Below are 20,722 nucleotides of genomic sequence, written 5' to 3'. Positions count from 1 at the left end.
CGAAGTGAACGACCGACTCCTCCGCGCCGCGCGCCGCCAGCCCACCGACACCACGCCCGTGTGGCTCATGCGCCAGGCCGGCCGCTACCTGCCCGAGTACCGGGCCATCCGCGGCAACATCGCCTTCCTGGACCTGTGCAAGCACCCGGACCTGGCCGCCGAAGTCACCGTGCAGCCGGTGACGCGGCTGGGCGTGGACGCGGCCATCATCTTCTCCGACATCCTCATCCCCGTGGAGGCCATGGGCATCCACCTGGAGCTGGGGGACAAGGGGCCGCACTTCCCGAACCCCGTGCGCACCGCGGCGGACATCGACAAGCTGGGCGTGCCGGACCCCGTGGAGGGCACGGGCTTCGTGGCGGAGGCCATCCGCCGCACGCGCAAGGCGCTCAACGACTCGGTGCCCGTCATCGGCTTCGCGGGCGCGCCCTTCACGCTGGCCGCGTACATGGTGGAGGGCGGCGGCTCCAAGAGCTACATCCTCATCAAGCGGCTGATGTTCGAGCAGCCGGAGCTGGCGCACCGCCTGTTCGGCAAGCTCACCGACACGCTCATCCCGTACCTCAAGATGCAGGTCGAGGCGGGGGCGAGCATCGTTCAAATCTTCGACTCGTGGGGCGGCGAGCTGTCGCCGTGGGACTACGAGCGCTTCTGTCTGCCGTACCTGACGCGCATGGTGTCCGAGCTGAAGGCCACGGGCGTGCCCGTCATCGTCTTCGGCGTGGGCATGTCCACGCACCTGTCCCTGCTCAAGAGCACGGGCGCGGACGTGGTGGGCCTGGACTGGACGCTGCCCATGGACGAGGGCCGCAAGGTGCTGGGCCCGGACGTCGCGGTGCAGGGCAACCTGGACCCCTTGCACCTGTTCCTGCCGCGCGAGGAGCTGGAGGGCCGCGTGAAGGACATCCTCCTGCGCGCGGGCCCCACGGGGCACATCTTCAACCTGGGCCACGGCATCCTCCCGCCCACGGACCCGGAGGCCGCGAAGTTCGCCGTCGAGGCCGTGCACCGCCTGGGCACGGCGCTGCGTCAGGGCACGCTCAAGCCGTAGCGGTTTCCCGCAGGTCGGCGTGGCTCCTCCACGCGCGCGGGCGTAACCGGACACGCCACAGTCCGCTCGGACTGTGGCGTGGAATGTCTCGCCGCGAGGTCCTCGAGCGGCGCGTCATCCTCTGACGGACGGGAGGGCATGGCGGTTGCTCAGTGGCCGGCCGCGGCGCGCCCTTCCTTCTTCTCGACCTGGAGTTCTCCGACGTGGCCTGGCGCGGCCGAACCCGCCACACCCCGAGGAGCTCCATGTCTTCGCCTCATCCCCGAGTCCACTTCAGCACCGTCTTCAGCATGCTCGCCCTTCTGGCTGTCACCTGGGGCGGCGCCGCGCGCGCGCAGACCTTCACCCACGGCATCGCGGACAACTTCGCCGCGCCGACCGAGGCGGTGTCGCCCAGCACGGGCATGCTCAACTATATCGCCGCGAACTACACCTATCCCGGCTCGCGTCCGTTCGACGACATGAGCATCGACCGGTGGTTCGCCACCACCTTCACCAACCTGCGCCGGCTGGGCCCCATCTGTGGCGCCACGCTGCGCATGGTGGTGCGCAACGGTGACACCAACGACTCCATGGGCCTGCTCTTCATGGGCCCCGCGGGCACGCAGCTGGCCACGGGCTGGGGCGCGTCGCTGGCGAGCCTGGGCATCCCGCTCTACGGCTCCGGCACCGTCTCGCTGAACCTGGCCGCGCTGCCCGGCGGCGTGAACCTCATCCCCACCCTCAACGCGCAGGGCTTCGTGGACGTCTTCGCCCAGGATGACTCGGCGGTGGACTTCGTCACGCTCGTCGTCACGCAGTGCCGCGTGGACGTGTACTCGAAGGACAACGGCGGCGACTTCGGCAACACGCCGACGGTGGACCCCATCTGGGTGAGCCCGGACATCCGCGTGTGCCAGAACGCCGGCTGCGTGGGCCACCAGAACCCGGAGTTCGGCCAGACGAACTACGTCTACGTCACGCTGCGCAACAACGGCCCGCTCGTGCCCGTGGGCAACACGGCCAGCGGCACGCTGCACGTCTACTACACGGGCTCGGGTGGCGCGGCGCTGTGGCCCATGGACTGGGCGCCCATCGGCTCCATCTCCGTGGCGGGCATCGCCCCGGGCGCCAACGTGGAGGTGATGGTGCCGTGGAACGGCGTGCCCGCGCCGGGCCACTACTGCCTGCTGACGCGCTGGGTGTCCTCGCAGGACCCGATGACGCTGGTGGAGGCGACCAACTCCAACACGCTCAACAACACGCGCTGGAACAACAACCTGGCGTGGAAGAACGTCAACGTCGTCAACCTGTCGCCCTTCGCGCCCGTGCGTGACTTCGACTTCCGCGTGCGCAACCTGCTGCGCGACAGGCCGAGCCTGGCGCACCTGGAGATCCGCAACGGCGACGTGGACCTGCCGTCCTTCCTGGAGCGTGGACAGGTGCTCGTCACGCTGCCGACCGAGCTGTGGGACCGCTGGGGCCACGAGGGCCAGGGCTTCGAGGTGGTGGGCGAGCAGACCGTGCGCATCGTCAATCCGCAGGGCGCCCGGCTGGACGGCCTGTGGCTGGACCCGGACGGCGCGCACCACGTCAACGTGCGCTTCGTCTCGCAGGGCACCGCCGTGGAGCAGGGCCGCTTCGCCGTCGAGGTGGTGCAGCACTCGGCCAGCCCCGAGCAGCCCGACAAGGTCGAGGAGGCGGGCGGTGTCCGCTTCGACATCGTCCTGGGACCGCAGGCCGACGGAAAGAAGTAGCGAAGGCGTGTCCCTCGCGTGAGTGAGGGACGACCGAAGCACACGGGGCGGAGGCCTCACCCCCTCCGCCCCGTGGCTCCCTCGCTGGAGGAGGGAGCGCGCCAAGTGCTCGCGGATTGACTCTTGAATCAACAGAGGGTTGACGCGCCGCATCAGCGCTCATTAGAAGTGCCCCACTCGACGTCCAGGAGGGTGAGGCACACATGGCAAGCCAGAAGCGCAACAGTCACCGGAGGGTGGCCATCGTCCGGGGGCTGCGGACGCCGTTCGTGAAGGCGGGCACGGTGTTCTCCGGGCTCACCGCGCTGGACCTGGGACGGATGGTGGTCCAGGAGCTGGTGCAGCGCTCGGACCTGGACCCGAACGTCATCGACCAGCTCGTCTTCGGGCAGGTGATTCCGACGCTGACGGGGCCGTCCATCGCGCGCGAGGTGGTCATCGCGGCGGGGCTGCCGCTCAAGATTGAAGCGGCCACGGTGACGCGCGCGTGCGCGACGTCCATCCAGGCGCTGACGACGGCGGGCAACGCGATTGCGCTGGGCTACTCGGACGTGGCCATCGCCGGAGGCACCGAGGCGATGTCGGACCCGCCGGTGTTCACCAGCCGACCCCTGGCGCACGCGCTGGCGGCGGCGTCCAAGGGGCGCTCGCTGGGCGAGAAGCTCAAGCCCTTCCAGAAGCTCAAGGCGCAAGATTTGGTGCCCGTGCCGCCCGCCATCGCCGAGTACTCCACGGGCCTGTCCATGGGGGAGAGCGCGGAGAAGATGGCGAAGGAGAACGGCATCTCCCGCGAGGAGCAGGACCGCATCGCGCTCTCGTCGCACAAGAACGCGGCGGCGGCGTGGAAGGACGGCCGCTTCGACGACGAGGTGATGCACGTGTCGGTGCCGCCGAAGTACGAGCAGACGGCCACGCGCGACAACATCATCCGCGAGGACACCAGCCTGGAGGCGCTGGGCAAGCTCAAGCCGGTGTTCGACCGGAAGTACGGCACGGTGACGGCGGGCAACGCGTCGCCGCTGACGGACGGCGCGGCGGCGCTGTTGCTCATGAGCGAGGAGCGGGCGCGGGAGCTGGGCTACGAGCCCCTGGGCTACCTGCGCTCGTACGCGTACGCGGCCACGGACCCGGGCGACCAGCTGTTGCAGGGCCCGGTGTACGCGGTGCCCACGGCGCTGGCGCGCGCGGGGCTGAAGCTGTCGGACATCGACCTCGTCGAGATGCACGAGGCGTTCGCCGCGCAGGTGGCGAGCAACCTCCAGGCGCTGGCGTCGAAGAGCTTCGCGAAGAAGGCGGGCTGGGCGGAGCCGGTGGGGGAGGTGGACCGCGAGCGGCTGAACGTGACGGGCGGCTCCATCGCCATCGGTCATCCCTTCGGGGCGACGGGGGCGCGCATCGTCACGCAGGCCCTCAACGAGCTGAAGCGTCGGAACAAGAACACGGTGATGTGCACCGTCTGCGCCGCCGGCGGCCTGGGCGCCGTGGTGGTCCTGGAGCGTGCGTGATGGCCATCCAACTCGAAGAGCTTCAGGCGAAGCAGGGCTTCTCCCTCCAGGTCGAGGACGGCGTCGCCGTCGTCACGTTCGACCTGCCGGACTCCGCCGTGAACACGCTGAGCCCGGAGGTGGGCGCGGCGTTCTCCCGGCTGCTGGACGAGGCGGAGCGCGAGGCCGACGTGAAGGCCCTGGTGTTCATCTCCGGCAAGAAGGACAGCTTCGTCGCCGGGGCGAAGATTGACTACCTCCAGACGCTGAAGACGGCGGAGGAGGCCACCGCGATGAGCCAGCAGGGGCAGGCGGGGTTCGACCGGCTGGAGGCCTTCCCCAAACCTGTCGTGGCTGCCATCCACGGCGCGTGTCTGGGCGGCGGGCTGGAGTGGGCGCTGGCGTGCCACTACCGCATCGCCACGGACAGCGCGAAGACGACGCTCGGCCTGCCGGAGGTGCAGCTGGGCCTGCTTCCGGGCGCGGGCGGGACGCAGCGGCTGCCCGCGCTCATCGGCGCGCAGGCGGCGCTGGACCTCATCCTCACGGGCAAGAACGTCAAGCCGGCGAAGGCCCGCAAGCTGGGCATCGTCGACGAGGTGGTGCCAGTGCCCATCCTGCGCGCCATCGCGGTGCAGCGCGCGAGGGAGCTGGCGGCGGGCTCGCTCAAGCCGGTGCGCGCGCACGGCCAGGGGCTGAAGTCAGTGGGGCAGAAGAAGGGGCTCGCGGGCTTCTTCCAGGGACTGGCGAACAAGGAGCTGTGGGCGGAGGTGGCGCTGGAGGACAACCCGCTGGGGCGCAAGGTCCTCTTCGATGCGGCCCGGAAGCAGCTGCTCAAGAAGACGCGCGGCAAGTACCCCGCTCCGGAGAAGGCCCTGCGGGTGGTTCGCACGGGCCTGGAGTCCGGGCGCGAGGCGGGGCTGGCGGCCGAGGCGAAGGCGTTCGGCGAGCTGGTGATGTCGGACGTCTCCAAGCGGCTGGTGGAGGTGTTCTTCGCGACGACGGCGCTGAAGAAGGAGAACGGCACGTCGGACGCGAGCGTGAAGCCGCGCGAGGTGAAGAAGGTCGCGGTGCTGGGCGGCGGGCTGATGGGCGGGGGCATCGCCTACGTGGCTGGCGTGCTGCAGGGCGCGCAGGTGCGCGTGAAGGACAAGGACGACGCGGGTGTGGCGCGCGCGCTCAAGCAGGTGCAGGGCATCCTGGATGAGCGCGTGAAGAAGCGCTCGCTCACCTGGCGCGAGGCGGCGGCGAAGCAGGCGCGAATCACCGCGGGCACCGACTACAGCGGCTTCAAGTCGGCGGACCTGGTCATCGAGGCGGTGTTCGAGGACCTGAAGCTCAAGCACCGCATCCTCGCGGAGGTGGAGGCCGTCACCGGGCCCGACGCCATCTTCGCGTCCAACACCTCCAGCATCCCGATTACCGAGCTGGCCAAGGGCAGCAAGCGGCCCGCCCAGGTCATCGGCATGCATTACTTCAGCCCGGTCAACAAGATGCCGCTGTTGGAGATCATCACCCACGCGGGCACCGCGGACCAGGTGACGGCCACGTGCGTGGAGGTGGGGCGCAAGCAGGGCAAGACGGTCATCGTCGTCAACGACGGGCCGGGCTTCTACACCTCGCGCGTCCTCGCGCCGTACCTGAACGAGGCGGCGTACCTGCTGGCCGAGGGCGCGGACATCGCCGCCCTGGACAAGGCGCTGGTGGAGTTCGGCTTCCCGGTGGGACCGATGACGCTGCTGGACGAGGTGGGCATCGACGTGGCCCACAAGGTCGGCCCCATCATGGAGGCGGCCTTCGGCAAGCGCATGGCCGCGCCCAAGGCGCTGGACGGCGTGGTGGCCGACGGCCGGCTGGGCCGCAAGAGCCAGAAGGGCTTCTACCTCTACGAGAACGGAAAGAAGAAGGAGGTGGACCCCACCGTCTACGGGCTGTTGCCGCACGGCAAGGAGCGCAAGGGCTTCGATGCGTCGGAGATGGCGGAGCGGCTGGTGCTGCAGATGGTGAACGAGGCCATCCGCTGCCTGGGCGAGGGCATCCTCCGCAGCGCGCGCGACGGCGACGTGGGGGCCATCTTCGGCCTGGGCTTCCCTCCGTTCCTTGGCGGTCCGTTCCACTACGCGGACGCGCGGGGGCTGTCGGAGGTGCTGCGCAAGCTGGAGCACTACCAGGACAAGCTGGGTGAGCGCTTCACGCCCGCGCCGCTCCTGGTGGAGATGGTCAAGGAAGGCAAGACGTTCTACCCGCGCTGAGGCGTGGGTTCCCGCCGCTCCGGTGCTTGACCGGGGCGGCGTTCTGGGACCAGCCTGCCGGCCGAATGGCCCGCTCCGCGTCTCGCACCATCGCCCTGGTCGTCCTGGTCGCCGTCCTGCTCTGCAGCGCCGCCGCCGCGGCCGGGGCGTGGCGCTACTTCCACAAGAATCCGCAGAACCCCGTCGTGCGGCTCGACGAGTACGTCACCATGGGCTGGGTGGCGTGGGATTCGAGCTGGTACATGCGCATCGCGCAGGACGGCTACCAGTACACGCCGGGCGAGCAGAGCTCGGTGGCCTTCTTCCCGCTCTACCCGCTGCTCATCCGCGCGGTGGAGACCCTGGGGCCCAACGTCTATCAGGCGGGGGTGCTCATCACGCTGCTGTGTGGCCCGCTGGCGCTGGTGATGTTCACGCGCTGGGCCAGGCTGCTCGCGGACGAGGACACCGCGCTCAAGGCGGGCCTCTTGATGGCGATGTACCCGTTCACGATGTACTTCTACGGGGCCATGTATTCGGACGCGCTGTTCGTCCTGCTGGTGGTGACGTCCTTCGTGCTCCTGGAGAAGGGGCACCTGGGGCCGGCGGTGCTGGTGGCGGCGGTGGCCACGGCGGCACGGCCCGTGGCGCCCGCGGTGGTGCTGGGACTCCTGGTTCGCAGGCTCGAGTGGAAGCACGCGCGGGGCGAGAAGTGGACCGCGGTGGACTTCCTGCCGGTGCTCTCGGGGGTGGGGTTCGGCTGCTACATGCTCTACCTGTGGCACCAGTTCGGAGACCCGTTCGCCTTCGTGAAGGTGCAGGGCGCGGCGGGGTGGGCGCAGACGCCGGGGTGGAGGACGTGGCTGAAGGTGTCGTGGTTCGAGCACGTGGTGCTCAACCCCACCGACAAGCGCGAGGCGTTCCGGCTGGCGGCACACGCGTTCTTCACGCTTCTGGCGCTCGCGCTGGTGTGGCCCACGCGCAAGCTGCTCGGGTGGGGGTACGCCGTCTACGTGCTGGCCATCGTCGGGCTGCCCGCGTGGTCCACGAAGGACTTCATGGGGATGGGGCGGTATCTGCTGTCGTCGTTCCCCGTGTTCCTGACGGGGGCGATGCTCTTGCGTGAGCGGCCGCGCGTGCTCCAGGGGGCGCTGGCGGTGGGCGCGGTGTCGTTGCTCGTGTTGTCGTGGGCGTTCGGCGCGGACTACTACATCTCATGAGCACGCTCCTCGACGAGGCCCTCGCGTTGTACTCCCGGCTGCCCGCGGCCGAGCGGTTCCATGTGCATGCGCGTGCGTCCTCGGCGCCGCTGCTCGCGGTGGTGGAGCGCATGCCCGCCGGTGGCACGGTGGCGGACATCGGCTGTGGACACGGGTTGTTGTCCGCGCTCTTGGCGCTGTCGGACCCGAAGCGCGAGGTGCACGCGGTGGATCCGGACCCGCGCAAGGTGGGGTGGGCGCGCGAGGCGCTCGCGGGGCTGCCGCGGGTGAAGCTCGCGGAGGGGACGTTGGAGGATGTGCTCGCGCCCGCGCTGCCGGGGACGTGTGAGGCGGCGGTGGTGTGCGACGTGCTCTACCTGTTGCCCGAGGAGAAGTGGCCCGGCTTCCTGCGCGCGACGCGCGGGCTGCTTCGCCCCGGTGGGCGCCTGTTGTTGAAGGAGGTGGAGGGGGATGGCTCCTGGAAGCACCGCAAGGCGTTGGCGCAGGAGTGGGTGATGGTGTCGCTCTTGGGGCGCACGAAGGCGAGCGGGGGCATGGTGCTCAAGCCTCGCTCGGCGATGCGAGCGCTCCTGGAGGATGCGGGCTTCACGGTGCGCGAGGTGGTGGACCTGGGACGTGGCTACACCACACCTCACGTGCTCTACGTCGCGGAGGCGAGTGCTCCGTAGTCGCTGGGGCCTCACGGTGCGCGAGGTGGTGGCGTCGGGCGCCACTACGTCCTGTGGGCGCTACGTCCGCGGAGGCGGAGTCCCCTCGGCGGGCACAGGGGCGAGGTGAATACGCCGAGCCGTAGAGCGCCATCGCACCGAGGCGCGCGTTGCTCATGCGAGGTGGCTGCAACGCGCGCAACCATGCGCAGCGGAGGCGCGGGGCATCCACGCCATCGCACGTGCTCTACGTCGCGGAAGCGAGCGTCCCGTAGGAGTGGAGCTGGATGCCTCGCTCGGCGAGCCGCGCCTTCACGCGGGCACTCGTGAGCGCCTCCAGCTCCGCCTGCCAGCCGTAGGTCCACGCCGGGTCCTCGGGCACCTGCGGTGTGCCCTCGCCAGGGTGACAGCCCACCTCGAAGTCTCCCGCCGGCATCGCGTCCAGCACCGCCAGCAGCGCGGCCTCATCCAACCGGCCCGCCTCGAACACGCCGCCCGCGCTCACCCTACGCACGCCGTGCCGAGCCCGGGGCGCCGTGCGCGCCAGCACCGTGAGCAGCGTCGTCTTCAGCGCGGGGCCCGGCGTGCGCAGCCACCGCGCGCGGGGCAGGGCGTCCGGCCAGCGCACGGGGAGCCGCTCCCGCGCGGCCATCGCCTCGACCATCGGCCGGATGCCGGGCAGCAGGTGCAGGTGCTGGTGTCCATCCAGGTGGTCCACCACCACGCCCAGCTCCCGCGCGCGCCGAAGCTGCGACTCCAGCTCCAGCTCCACCTCCGCGCGTCGCACCTTGCCCGTCAGCCACGCCTTCGCGAACTCCGCCCAGCTCGCACGCAGCCGCCCGTCAGGCGCCACCGTGGGGACCCGGTGGGCGCCCGCCGCGGGCTCGAGCCGCGTCGACAGCGCCAGGTGCAACCCCACCGCGAGCCCTTGCCCGCGCGCGCGCGTGGCCGCCTCGGGCGCTGTCGGCCCCATGGCGAGCAGCGTGGCGCTGGTGACGATTCCCTCGCGGTTCGCGCGGAGGATGCCCGCGTCCAGGGACGGGTGCAGCCCCAGGTCATCCGCGTTGACGATGAGGCGCCGGGGCCGCGTGCTCACGGACGACTCAGCCCCGCGCCGAGCGGCTGTTCGCGGTGCGCAGCGGCTGCACCGACGGCGGCAGGCGCACCGGCTGCGACGGCGGCGCGGGCTTGCGCGTCTCCGGGTAGAGCTTCACCAGCTCCTTCACCATCTTCACGATGACCGACGGCGAGGCCAGCGTGGACACGCCACGCGTGCGCGGGAAGTAGTCCACGCCCATCTGGAACACGCGGAAGCCCTTGCGGATGGCCTTCACCACCAGCTCCGCGTCGATGAACGAGCCCTGGCTCTTGAGCTCCATCGACTCCAGCACCCGCCGGTGCATCACCTTGAAGCTGAAGTTGACGTCCTTGATCTGGATGTCGAACAGCGCCCGGATGAGCATGTTGTAGACGAACGAGTAGACGATGCGCTTGGGGCCCTCGCTCGTGCGGTCGAACCGGAAGGCGCAGATCATGTCCGCCTCCAGGTAGTCCATCAGGTGCAGCGAGCGCTCCAGCTCCCGCAGGTCCCACGGCAGGTCGATGTCCGAGTAGACGACGATGTCCTTGGTCGAGGCCGCCAGCCCCGTGCGCATCGCCCCACCCAGCTTCAGGTTCACCGGATGGTTGATGACCCGCAGCTGCGGAATCCGCTTCGCCATCCCTTCCGCAATCTCCTGCGTGCGGTCCGTCGACGCGTCGTTGACCACGATGATCTCGAAGTCGTCCGTCAGCTGCGGCAGCGCCTCCAGCGCCCGACTCACCGCCCGCTCCACGTAGTCCTCCTCGTTCCATGCGGGGAGGAAGAGGCTGATGCTGGGGTACTTGGCCACGACGGACCTCGATGCTCGGAGAAGGGGATTCCGGGCGGCTCGGTAGCAAGGCCCGGGTCCTAAATCAATCAGGGGGCTCCCACTCGCGAACACCCCTGTGCTACCGTGGAATCACCATTTTACGGGGACACTGTGACCTCTAGGCCTCATACCCTGCTGGTGGTGGATGAAGCGGAGTCAACCCTGGCCCGCCTCGCGAGGGCCCTCGGTCCGGAGGACTACTGCCTCCGTCTGATTTCCCCGGGCCCGGAGGTGGGCCGGCTGGCGAGGGAGGTGGACCTGGTGGTGTGGGTGGGCGGAAGACAGGTCACCGGTGACTGGCTCGACAAGCTGCTGGGCCAGGAGGGCCCGCCAGGTCCTCCGGTGATGGTTCTGACCCCCCGGGAACCTCGCGAGTCTTGGCTGGAGGCGCTCACCCGCGGCGCTGAGGTCATGTTCGACCCATGGGACGTGGAAGAATTACGGGCGCGGGTGGCCCGGTGCCTGACGGTCCACGCCCGATTTTCGCAGCTATCCAACCAGGTGGGTGAGCTGCAGCGGCTGTCCTCGACGGACGGGCTGACCGGGGTCCACAACCACCGCCACTTCCAGGAGCGGCTGCGCGAGGAGTTCCGCCGGGCCCAGCGCTACGACGACCCGCTGTCGCTCATCCTCATGGACCTGGACCACTTCAAGCAGGTCAACGACAGGCACGGCCACACCACGGGGGACGGCGTCCTGAGAGAGGTGGCGGCGGCCCTCCAGCAGAGCGTGCGGGAGACGGACCTGGTGGCCCGCTACGGAGGCGAGGAGTTCGCCGTCCTGTTGCCCCGGACCCACCTGACGGGCGCGCTCACCGTGGCGGAGCGTGTGCGCAAGGATTTGGCGACCTTGCAGGTAGGGCCCCAGGGCTCGCTCCGGGTGACGGCATCGCTGGGCCTCTCCAGCTTCCCCCACCGCACCGTCCTCAGCCCCGAGCAGCTGCTGCTCACCGCCGACGAGGCCCTCTACCGGGCCAAGGCGGAGGGCAGGGACAGGGTCTGTCTCCACTCTCAAATGCCCCTGTTGCCGCCCAATCCCTCGCAGGGCGAGTGACCTGGGTCAAAGACCCTGGGGTGGTCTTGACCCATAAGGATGGGGGGAGTCTAGGATGACCCCGCTCCTCGATTGTCGGGGAGTCGAATCATCCCGTGATTCCATGGGTTTGCGACGCCCCACCGGCTGGCAGACACATTGCAAATGTCATGGGACGGAAAGAATCCCATGGGCCCCCTCGCCGCACAGATCACTCAGACGGAAGCAGCGCCGCGCGGGCGGCTGCTGCTCGTGGACGACGAGGAGAACATCCTCAAGTCCATCCGGCGGGTGCTGCGCCGGGGGGACTGGGACATCGAGACGGCGACGGACGCGGAGCAGGCGCTGCGCACGGTGGAGGCGTTCCGCCCCGAGGTCGTCATCTCCGACTTCCGGATGCCGGGCATGAACGGGGTGGAGTTCCTCACCCGGGTGAAGCAGCAGGAGCCGCGCGCCCAGCGCATCATGCTCACCGGCCAGGCGGACCAGCAGGCCATCGAAGAGGCCATCAATCGCTCGGAGATCTTCCGCTTCATCTCCAAGCCCTGGAACGACAGCCACCTGGTGCTGACGGTCAAGAGCGCGTTCGAGCAGTACGCGCTGCAGGCGGAGAACGAGCGGCTGTACCGGGTGACGACGGCGCAGAACGCGGAGCTGAAGCTGCTCAACGCGGACCTGGAGGAGCGCGTCGCCCAGCGCACGCGGATGCTCAGCCAGGCCAAGCGCGAGTGGGAGCTGTCGTTCGACTGCATGGAGACGCCGCTGTGCGTGGTGCGCGGGCGCGACTTCGCGGTGCGGCGGGCGAACCTGGCGTACGCGCACGTGGCGGGGCGCTCCATCGAGCAGATTCCGTCCGACATGGCCTGCTACCGGTATCTCTTCGGTCGCAACGAGCCGTGCACGGGCTGCCCGCTGCCGGCGGCGATGGAGAGCGGCAAGGGCGCGCGCGGAGAGGTGCAGCAGGGGGGCAGGACGTACGTGGTGGCCGCCTACCCCATGGCGGGGGACGAGCGGGTGGTGTGCACCTATCGCGACGTCACCGAGGAGCAGGCGATGACGCGCCGGCTCATCGAGACGGAGAAGATGGCGGCGGTGGGGCAGCTGGCGGGGGGCGTGGCGCATGAAATCAACAATCCGCTGGGGGGCATCCTGGCCTTCGCCCAGCTCATGTCCCGCGACGCGGGCCGCAGCGACGCGGACCTGGAGTCCCTGGGGCTGATTGAAGAGAGCGCGCTGCGGTGCAAGCGCATCGTCGAGAGCCTGCTGAAGTTCAGCCGGCACAGCCGCGTGGAGGACCGGCGGCTGTTCGACTTGTCGCGGTGCGTGGAGGACGCGGCGGTGCTCTTCCGGGCGCAGCTGAAGACGACGCCGCGCGCGGAGCTGTCGCTCGATTTGAAGGACGGGCTTCCGAAGGTTTATGGCGACCCGGGCACGCTCGCGCAGGTGGTGTTGAACCTGCTGCAGAACGGCCTGCAGGCGCTTCCAGAGCGTGTAGGCCAGCTCAAGCTGGAGACGGGCCGTGAGGGTGACCGCTGCTTCTTCGCGGTGACCGACACGGGGTGCGGCATCGAGGAGAAGCACCTGCCGCGCATCTTCGAGCCCTCCTTCACCACCAAACCCCCCGGTGAAGGCACCGGGCTGGGCCTGTCCATCGCGTACCGCATCGTCCAGGACCACGGGGGCAGCTTCCACGTCGACACCCAGGTGGGCGCCGGCTCCCGTTTCACCGTCTTCCTGCCCATTCCCCTGCAGCTCGAGAGGTTGCCGTGAACCAAGTCAAGCGCGCCAAAGTCCTCGTCGTGGATGACGATTCGGTCGTCCTCAAGGCCGTGACGCAGATTCTCCAGCGCGAGGGCCACCCGGTGGTGGCCATTGATGACGCGGTGGAAGGTCTGACGGCGGCCAAGGACCCGACCATCGACGTCGTCGTCCTGGACATCAAGATGCCGAACCTGTCCGGCATGGACCTGCTCCGCGGCATCAAGGCCGAGCGTCCGGACGTGGAGGTCATCATGATGACGGCCTTCGCCACCGTGGAGACGGCGGTGGAGGCGGTGAAGGCGGGCGCGTACGACTACCTCACCAAGCCGTTCGAGAACATCGACGAGGTGAGCCTCACGGTGGCCAAGGCGGCCGAGCGCAAGGCGCTCAAGGACCGCACCCGCGCGCTGGAAGAGGCGCTCACCGTGCGCAGCCAGTTCGAGGACCTCATCGGCCAGTCGCCGCAGATGCGCTCGGTGTTCAAGCTGGTGGAGACGGTGAGCCACTCCACGGCCACGGTGCTCATCCAGGGTGAGAGCGGCACGGGCAAGGAGCTGGTGGCGCGCGCCATCCACTACCGCAGCTCGCGCAAGGACAAGCCGTTCGTCGCCGTCAACTGCTCGGCGCTGACGGAGACGCTGCTGGAGAGCGAGCTGTTCGGCCACGTGAAGGGCAGCTTCACGGGCGCCACGGGCAACAAGAAGGGCCTGTTCGAGGCGGCCGACGGCGGCACCATCTTCCTGGACGAGATTGGCGACGTGCCGCCGGCGACCCAGGTGCGTCTGCTCCGCGTCCTCCAGGAGGGCGAGGTCAAGCGGGTGGGCGCCAACGAGCCGGTGAAGGTGGACGTGCGCGTCATCGCGGCCACGCACGTGGACCTGTCGCGGGCGAAGGAGCAGGGCAAGTTCCGCGAGGACCTGTTCTACCGGCTCAACGTCATCACCATCGACCTGCCGCCGCTGCGGGACCGTCCGCAGGACGTGCCGCTGCTGGCGCACCACTTCCTGAAGCTGTACGCGTCCAAGGCGGACAAGAAGGTGACGGGCATCTCCCCGCGCGCGATGGAGGCCCTGACCTGCAACCGTTGGACGGGCAACGTGCGCGAGCTGGAGAACGTCATCGAGCGCGCGGTGGTGCTGACGGGCAATGACGTCATCGACGTGGAGGATTTGCCGCCCGGCTTCCAGTCGGCGCCTCAGGCCGACTCGGCGGTGGAGGTGTTCAGCCTGGCGCACCTGCCGTACGCGCAGGCCAAGCGCCTGGCGATGCGGGCGTTCGAGCGGCGCTACCTGTCGGCGCTCCTGGAGAAGAACAACCAGAACGTCTCCAGCGCGGCGCGCGCCGCGGGCGTGGACCGCTCCAACTTCCGCCGGCTGCTCAAGCAGTACGAGGTGGCGGGCCGCTCCATGAAGCCGCGCGTCCTCAAGGACGACGAGGGCGCTGAGCCGCTCGAGGCCGCGTCGTAGTCGCGACGGGACGAACTGGATGAACTCCTGGCGCTGGTGAGGGACTCCCTCACCGGCGCCTGTTCGTTACGAGAGGCCTCACCCTTCGTCTTCGCCCGGTTCGCGTGTCCTCTCCGCGAGCTGGCGCTGGATGTCCTCGTACCGCTCCGCCAGTCGCGCCTCCTCGCCGTTGCGAGTCGGCGTGTAGAAGCTCCGTGAGCGCAGCTCGTCGGGCAGGTAGTCCTCGGGGACGTAGTTGCCCTCGAAGTTGTGCGGGTACTTGTAGCCGCCGCCGTAGCCCAGCGACTTCATCAGCTTCGTGGGCGCGTTGCGCAGGTGCATCGGCACGGGCAGCGCGCCCTCCTTCGTCACGGCCTCGCGCGCGGACGTGTACGCCGTCAGCACCGCGTTCGACTTGGGCGCCAGCGCCAGGTACGTGACGGCCTGCGTGAGCGGCAGCGTGCCCTCCGGCAGGCCCACCAACTGGAACGCCCTCAGCGCGTCCACCGCCACGCTCAGCGCGCGCGGGTCCGCGTTGCCGATGTCCTCCGACGCGAAGATGACCATGCGCCGGAACAGGAAGATGGGGTCCTCGCCCGCCTCCAGCATCCGCGCCATCCAGTACAGCGCCCCATCCACGTCACTGCCGCGCATCGATTTGATGAAGGCGCTGATGACGTTGTAGTGCTCCTCGCCGCCCTTGTCGTACAGCAGCGTCTTCTGCTGGAGCGCCTCCTCCGCGGCCTTGCGGTCCACGTGTGCCCCCGCATGCGCCGCGGCCACCTCCAGCCCCGTCAGCGCCTTGCGCGCATCCCCGCCCGCCGACGCCGCCAGGAACTCCAGCGCGTCGTCGTCCGCCGTCACCCGTCCTCCCAACCCGCGCGTGTCCAAGAGCGCTCGACGCAGGAGCGCCACCAGCTCCTCGTCCTCCAACCCGCGCAGCGTGACGACCCGACAGCGAGACAGCAGCGCCGCGTTCACCTCGAACGAGGGGTTCTCCGTCGTGGCGCCGATGAGCGTCACCGTGCCCTTCTCCACGTGGGGCAGCAGCGCGTCCTGCTGCGCCTTGTTGAAGCGGTGGATTTCGTCGATGAACAGGAACGTCCGCTGGCGATGCAGGTTCCAGCGCTCCTGCGCCCGCGCCACCGTCTCGCGGATGTCCTTCACCCCCGCGAGCACCGCCGACACCGAATCGAACGCGGCGCCCGTCGAGCGCGCCACCAGCCAGGCGAGCGTCGTCTTGCCCGTGCCGGGAGGGCCCCAGAGGATGAGGCTCGGGACCTGGTCCGCCTCCAGCGCCCGCCGCAGGAACCGGCCCTCGCCCGTGAGGTGCTCCTGACCGACGAACTCATCCAGGGCGCGCGGCCGCATGCGCTCGGCGAGGGGCGCCCGGCGGGCCTGCTCCTTCTGTCCCGCGTGTTCGAAGAGGTCCATGGACCCCTCAAAGCTAGCGCCCCGGAGGCGGGCACGCCGGGGCGTCTGTCCGGTGGGCGGGACCTTCGACAATTCAGGGGAGCGCCCGGGCGCCTGGCTGGATTATGAAGCAGGCTGCGTGCAGACCCTCGTCATCGTCGCGAAGAAGGACAACCCCGAGGCGGTGGCCCTGGCGTCCCGCATCCGCGAGACCTACCCGCACCTCACCATCCTGGGAGACCGCTCGCTGGCCCACGAGCTGGGCTGGCCCCGGGTGGAGGACCGCGAGCTGGCGGCGCGCGCGGACCTCACGGTGGTGCTCGGCGGGGACGGCACCCTCATCTACGCGGCGCGGCTGCTCGGCGGACGCGGGGTGCCCATCCTCGGCGTCAACCTGGGCAGCCTGGGCTTCATGACGGAGGTCCCCGTCGAGGAGCTGTTCACCACGCTGGAGGAAGTGCTCGCGGGCCGCTTCCAGGTGGACTCCCGCATGAAGCTCACCTGCCGGCTGATTCGCGGCGGACGCGTGCTCATCGAGGACGAAATCCTCAACGACGTGGTCATCAACAAGGGCGCGCTGGCGCGCATCGCCGACCACGAGACCTCCATCGATGGCGTGCCCATCACCACGTACAAGGCGGACGGCGTCATCCTCGCCACGCCCACGGGCTCCACCGCGTACTCGCTGTCCGCCGGCGGCCCCATCGTCCATCCGTCCGTGGACTGCACGGTGCTCTCGCCCATCTGCTCGCACGCGCTCACCCAGCGCTCCATCGTCGTGCCCGCCGACCGCACCATCCGCATCACCCTGCGCAGCGAGACGGCCGACACGTACCTGACGCTGGACGGACAGACGGGCCACGGCCTGCAGGGCGGTGACTGCATCGAGGTGGTGCGCTCGGCCAACCGGGTCAACCTGGTGCGCAACCCGCGCGTGGCCTACTTCTCCATCCTCCGGCAGAAGCTCCACTGGGGCGAGCGCTGACGGACGCTCCGTGTTCCTGTTCCTCTCGAAGGTGCTGGACCTGTTCCTGGCGCCGCTCACCTGGGCGCTGCTGCTCATCCTCGTGAGCCGGCTGCCCCGGCTGCGCCCCGCGCTCGCCCGAGGGCTCCTCGTCGCGGGGGTCGGGGTGCTCTACGTCTTCTCCACCGAGGCGATGTCCACGCTCTTGACGTACCAGGTGGAGGAGGGGGCCCACGACACGTTCCAGCCCGGCGAGCCCTACGACGCCGTCATCGTCCTGGGTGGAGGACTGGACCCCTCCGCGATGGAGCGCTCGGGGCGGCTCGAGTTCAACGCCGCGCCGGAGCGCATCCTCCGGGGCTATGACTTGATGCGCGAGGGACACGCCCGCTTCGTGCTCATCTCCGGCGGCTCGCTGGACCCGCGCCCCACGGCGGTGGTGGAGGCGGACGTGCTCTCGCGCATGCTCCAGGACTGGGGCATCCCCGCCGAGCGCATCGTCACCGAGGGCCAGAGCCGCAACACGCGCGAGAACGCGGTGGAGTCCGCGCGCATCATCCAGGAGCGCGGCTGGAAGCGGCTGCTGCTGGTGACGAGCGCAGCCCACATGCCCCGGGCGCAGGGGTGCTTCGCCGCGGTGGGCCTGCGCCCGGACACGCTGCCGGTGGACGCGAGGATGCCGGCCTTCCGCATGGGCCGGCTCGGGTGGCTGCCCCGCGCCGGAGCGCTGTCGCAGAGCACGGACGTGCTCCGGGAGCTCGCGGGGCGCGTCGTCTACCGGCTCCGGGGTTGGACTTCGCCCTGACGTGTCAGCCCGCGGCGAGTCGTCGAGGCACCTCTTCCACGGGGGCGGTGCGCTGGACGGCCTCCTCCCGCAGCCACGCGAGCGTCGTCAGCCGGTCCTCGTCGAGGATGCGCTGGGTGGTGACGCGGTCCGGGTAGCAGCGCATGAACATGTGCGTGAAGTGCGTGCCGTAGTGGATGAACTCGTCGCGCGTGGGGTCCTTCAGCGGGCGGACGCAGGCCTCGAAGTGGGGCTCGTGGAAGTACGCCATCGCGAAGCGCTCGCGTGAGGCGAGCACCACCTTGTGCGGCGTCGACAGCAGATAGCCCCGCGTGAGGAACTGCAGGATGTCTCCGGGGAAAACCGTCAGCACGTCGGGGACGGGCTTCACGAAGGTCCACGGCTCGTCGTGCTCGTACATGCCCGCGGAGCTCTCGCCCTGCAGCCAGTTGCGCTTGCGCGGCTCGCCCTCGACGGGCGGGCGGACCCACAGGCCGCCCACGTCGTCCTGCGCGGCGATGACGAGCATGCCGTAGTCCGTGTGCGCGCCGATGCCTCGCGTCGTTGCGGGAGAGCGTGCGGGAAAGCGCAGCACGCGCATGTGATGCCAGCCGTCCTTCGTCAGCGCGGTGAGCGCGTCGATGTCCAGGCCCAGTCCCAGCGCGGTGAGCCGCAGGAGCCGCTCGCCCGCGGAGCCGAGCTCCTCGGTGTGCGCCGTCATGCCCAGCCGATAGGCCTCGTCCGGCCAGGGCGCCGGGCCATGGCAGGGCCAGCCGGAGTGCACGCGCGCGTCGGTGAGGGGCACGTCCTTGCAGACGGTGAAGACCTCCGAGTAGTCGGCCTCGCCTGCGGTCAGCTCCTCGCCGGAGGCGACGTAGCCCGAGTACGTCGAGTCACTCACGCAGCGCTGCTTCTCCTCCAGCGGCTGACGGAAGAAGCGCCGGCTCAGCTCGAAGGCGTCACGGGCCTTGTCCGCCTGCGCGGGGCTCATGCGAATCTGGAAGATGCCGTCGCGTCGCCAGGCGCGAATCATCGCGAGCCCGAGCGCGACATCGGTTTCACTTCCACTCACGACGTGCGGCAAACGGAATGTCTCCAACTCGGCCATGGGCGCTCCCGGGTGGGGGTGGGCTGGGGGCGCTCCCGGAAACAAGCTGGCCGAGTCGGAAGATGCGGCGGGGGCGCTCCGCCGGCGCGCGAGTGGAGCAATCCCTCGCGTTCATCGCCAGACACGGGGCCAAATCCACCCAGGTTTCGGGCGGTCAGATTGTCGGGAAGTGGATGTGTGGGCGCGCGAATTCCGCCCAGGGTTTATTTCAGGGGAGGCGCGGGGCGGCGCGCATCGCGTGAGAGCGTCGCGCCATCCAGCCGGATGATGCGGCCCTCGGCCTTCGCGCGCGGCGCGGGCTTGCCCGAGTGCAGCGCCTGCGCGAGCAGGTCCAGCGGCGTGCGCCCGTCCTTCATCGCGGGCGTGGAGGGCAGCCCCTTGAGCATGTCGTAGCCGTCCTTGCCGCTGGTGAGGAAGCTCAGCGTGGCGAGCCGGTACGTGGCCGCGTCGTCGAGCGGCTTGCCGTTCACCTTCACGTCGACGACGCGCGAGCCCGGCGGCTTGCGTGCGTCGAAGGTGAAGCGCATGCCGGAGACCTGGAGGAAGCGGCCGGGGCGCGCGTCCTCGCGGCTCAGGCTGACGCCGTTCTCCAGCGCGGCGCGCAGCGTGGCGCCGGGAATCTCCACCACCACCAGCTCGTCGGTGTAGGGCATCAGCGCGTGCAGGTCCCTGCGCGTGAGCGTGCCGGCGGGGAGGATGGTGTCGGCGCGCAGCGCGCCCCCGTTGACGAAGGCCACCTCGGCGCCGGCCGCCTCGCGGAAGATGTCCGCGACGAGCGAGCCCAGGTTCGTCTCGCGCGAGCGCACCTGCGTGCCGCGGGCGTCGAGCGCCACGGGCGTCCTGCCCACCGGCTCCGCGAGCCTGGCGAACAGCGCCTCATAGGGCTTCATGGCCGCGTTGAACTCCGCGTCCTCGGGCACCTTCTTCGTGACGGGCAGCCGCGCCCAGGACACCTTGCGCACCTTGCCCGTGGCCGTGTCCACGTCCAGCGTGAGCCGGCCCAGCTCCAGCGCGTCCGCGGGCACCTTGAAGATGGGCGTGCCGGTGGTGCGGTCATTCGCGCCCACGTGGTCATGCCCGCCCAGGAGGGCGTCGACCTTCACGCACCTCGCCAGCTGCCGGTCCTGCGCCAGCTCCAGGTGCGTCAGGCCCACCACCACCTGCGCCCCGTCCTCGCGCAGCTTCGCCACCGCCTCCCGCGCCGCCTGGCAGAAGTCGGTGAACAGCGTGTCGGGCCCCGCCTTCGTCGAAGTCTTCGTCTCCGGCAGCACCACGCCGAACAGGCCCACGCGCACGCCACCCAGCTCCCGCACCTCGTACGCCTTGACGCCCTCGAACAGCGCGCCCGTCTTCCCGTCGACGACGTTGGCGCCCAGCCAGGTGAAGCGCGACTGGCGGATGCGCTCCTTCAGCACGTCGTCACCGAAGTCGAACTCGTGGTTGCCCAGCACCGCCGCGTCCAGCCCGAGCGCGTTCCACGCGTCCACCATGTGCTGGCCCTTGAGCGCCTTGCCGTCCACCTCCAGCAACGACTCCACCGACGGGGACAGCGTGTCGCCGCCCAGGAGCGTCAGCACGTGCGGGGCAGGCGACTCGCTCAGCACCCGCTTGCGCAGCGTGGCCACCCGCGCCAGGCCCCCCCGGCCCCCGTGCTCCTGCTGGGGCTGCACCTGGTACACGTCCGCCAGGTGGAGCAACGTCAGGCGCGTGGTGCCCGCGGGCGCCGCGCCCTGGCCGAGGCCCGGGGCCAGCGTCAGCAGCAGCGCGAGCGGCAGGAGCAGGGCCCCACGTCGGGCCAGCGCTGTCGTCGTCGTCATCGCGAGTCGTTCTCCAGGGGCGCCCGCACGGCGCCGGGCTCGCCGGAGTAGCGCACTCACGCGACGAACGCGAGCACACCCGCCTTCACCTCAGGCCCCTGAGTCACCACCATCCC

Annotated in this window: 16 protein-coding genes; 11 read left to right on the top strand and 5 right to left on the bottom strand. The window is 70.0% G+C overall.

What is annotated here, in order from left to right:
* Positions 1–4 precede the first annotated feature (4 nt).
* From hemE to AC6JA9_RS31180, 6 genes are all read left to right on the top strand, one after another.
* On the top strand, positions 5–1,051 hold the full coding sequence (gene hemE, locus AC6JA9_RS31205; protein WP_267700020.1) for a uroporphyrinogen decarboxylase: 1,047 nt from the start codon (positions 5–7) through the stop codon (positions 1,049–1,051).
* Between the two features lie 245 nt (positions 1,052–1,296).
* Positions 1,297–2,787, top strand: coding sequence for a hypothetical protein (locus AC6JA9_RS31200; protein WP_223781927.1), 1,491 nt, complete (start codon positions 1,297–1,299; stop codon positions 2,785–2,787).
* Between the two features lie 203 nt (positions 2,788–2,990).
* Complete coding sequence (gene fadI / locus AC6JA9_RS31195) at positions 2,991–4,292, top strand: acetyl-CoA C-acyltransferase FadI (RefSeq protein ID WP_223781928.1); 1,302 nt, start codon at positions 2,991–2,993, stop codon at positions 4,290–4,292.
* A complete protein-coding gene (gene fadJ, locus AC6JA9_RS31190; RefSeq protein ID WP_497958276.1) occupies positions 4,292–6,523 on the top strand; it encodes a fatty acid oxidation complex subunit alpha FadJ in 2,232 nt (743 codons plus the stop codon). Before fadI ends, fadJ begins: the two co-directional genes overlap by 1 nt.
* Before the next feature lie 65 nt (positions 6,524–6,588).
* Positions 6,589–7,722 (top strand): mannosyltransferase family protein, encoded by a 1,134-nt coding sequence (locus tag AC6JA9_RS31185; RefSeq protein ID WP_141322909.1) that lies wholly within the window; start codon positions 6,589–6,591, stop codon positions 7,720–7,722.
* A complete protein-coding gene (locus AC6JA9_RS31180) occupies positions 7,719–8,390 on the top strand; it encodes a methyltransferase domain-containing protein (protein ID WP_223745338.1) in 672 nt (223 codons plus the stop codon). The genes AC6JA9_RS31185 and AC6JA9_RS31180 overlap by 4 nt, the downstream gene beginning before the upstream one ends.
* A gap of 226 nt (positions 8,391–8,616) precedes the next feature.
* Here the strand turns inward: AC6JA9_RS31180 and AC6JA9_RS31175 are convergent, their stop codons facing one another.
* Both AC6JA9_RS31175 and AC6JA9_RS31170 read right to left on the bottom strand, forming a co-directional pair.
* Positions 8,617–9,465: a ChbG/HpnK family deacetylase gene (locus AC6JA9_RS31175; RefSeq protein WP_223745339.1), complete on the bottom strand. Its 849-nt coding sequence runs from the start codon at positions 9,463–9,465 to the stop codon at positions 8,617–8,619.
* A 7-nt stretch (positions 9,466–9,472) separates the two neighbouring features.
* Positions 9,473–10,261, bottom strand: coding sequence for a glycosyltransferase family 2 protein (locus AC6JA9_RS31170; RefSeq protein ID WP_223745340.1), 789 nt, complete (start codon positions 10,259–10,261; stop codon positions 9,473–9,475).
* Between the two features lie 450 nt (positions 10,262–10,711).
* Here AC6JA9_RS31170 and AC6JA9_RS31165 point away from each other — a divergent pair, with 450 nt between their 5' ends.
* From AC6JA9_RS31165 to AC6JA9_RS31155, 3 genes are all read left to right on the top strand, one after another.
* The gene (locus AC6JA9_RS31165; RefSeq protein WP_483578451.1) at positions 10,712–11,335 is read left to right on the top strand and encodes a GGDEF domain-containing protein; all 624 of its coding nucleotides are present in this window, start codon (positions 10,712–10,714) and stop codon (positions 11,333–11,335) included.
* 168 nt (positions 11,336–11,503) lie between these two features.
* Positions 11,504–13,084, top strand: a complete 1,581-nt coding sequence (locus tag AC6JA9_RS31160; RefSeq protein WP_141322904.1) for an ATP-binding protein — start codon at positions 11,504–11,506, stop codon at positions 13,082–13,084.
* Positions 13,081–14,541, top strand: coding sequence for a sigma-54-dependent transcriptional regulator (locus AC6JA9_RS31155; protein WP_141322903.1), 1,461 nt, complete (start codon positions 13,081–13,083; stop codon positions 14,539–14,541). Before AC6JA9_RS31160 ends, AC6JA9_RS31155 begins: the two co-directional genes overlap by 4 nt.
* Positions 14,542–14,619: 78 nt before the next feature.
* On the opposite strand, the gene AC6JA9_RS31150 is transcribed toward AC6JA9_RS31155, so the two are convergent.
* Complete coding sequence (locus AC6JA9_RS31150) at positions 14,620–15,954, bottom strand: replication-associated recombination protein A (protein WP_426745497.1); 1,335 nt, start codon at positions 15,952–15,954, stop codon at positions 14,620–14,622.
* A 118-nt stretch (positions 15,955–16,072) separates the two neighbouring features.
* Here AC6JA9_RS31150 and AC6JA9_RS31145 point away from each other — a divergent pair, with 118 nt between their 5' ends.
* Positions 16,073–16,918: an NAD(+)/NADH kinase gene (locus tag AC6JA9_RS31145; protein ID WP_223745343.1), complete on the top strand. Its 846-nt coding sequence runs from the start codon at positions 16,073–16,075 to the stop codon at positions 16,916–16,918.
* Positions 16,919–16,928: 10 nt separating this feature from the next.
* Complete coding sequence (locus AC6JA9_RS31140) at positions 16,929–17,702, top strand: YdcF family protein (protein WP_223781933.1); 774 nt, start codon at positions 16,929–16,931, stop codon at positions 17,700–17,702.
* A 4-nt stretch (positions 17,703–17,706) separates the two neighbouring features.
* Here the strand turns inward: AC6JA9_RS31140 and AC6JA9_RS31135 are convergent, their stop codons facing one another.
* Positions 17,707–18,765 carry a 2-oxoglutarate and iron-dependent oxygenase domain-containing protein gene (locus AC6JA9_RS31135; protein WP_223781934.1) on the bottom strand — a complete coding sequence of 353 codons (1,059 nt, stop codon included), beginning with the start codon at positions 18,763–18,765 and terminating at the stop codon, positions 17,707–17,709.
* Positions 18,766–18,992: 227 nt separating this feature from the next.
* On the bottom strand, positions 18,993–20,606 hold the full coding sequence (locus tag AC6JA9_RS31130) for a bifunctional metallophosphatase/5'-nucleotidase (protein WP_497958275.1): 1,614 nt from the start codon (positions 20,604–20,606) through the stop codon (positions 18,993–18,995).
* Positions 20,607–20,722: the final 116 nt, after the last annotated feature.

This window comes from Myxococcus sp. MH1 (assembly GCF_059738865.1).
Note: the sequence above shows the minus strand (reverse complement) of the source record. Positions and strands in the feature narration are given on the sequence as shown.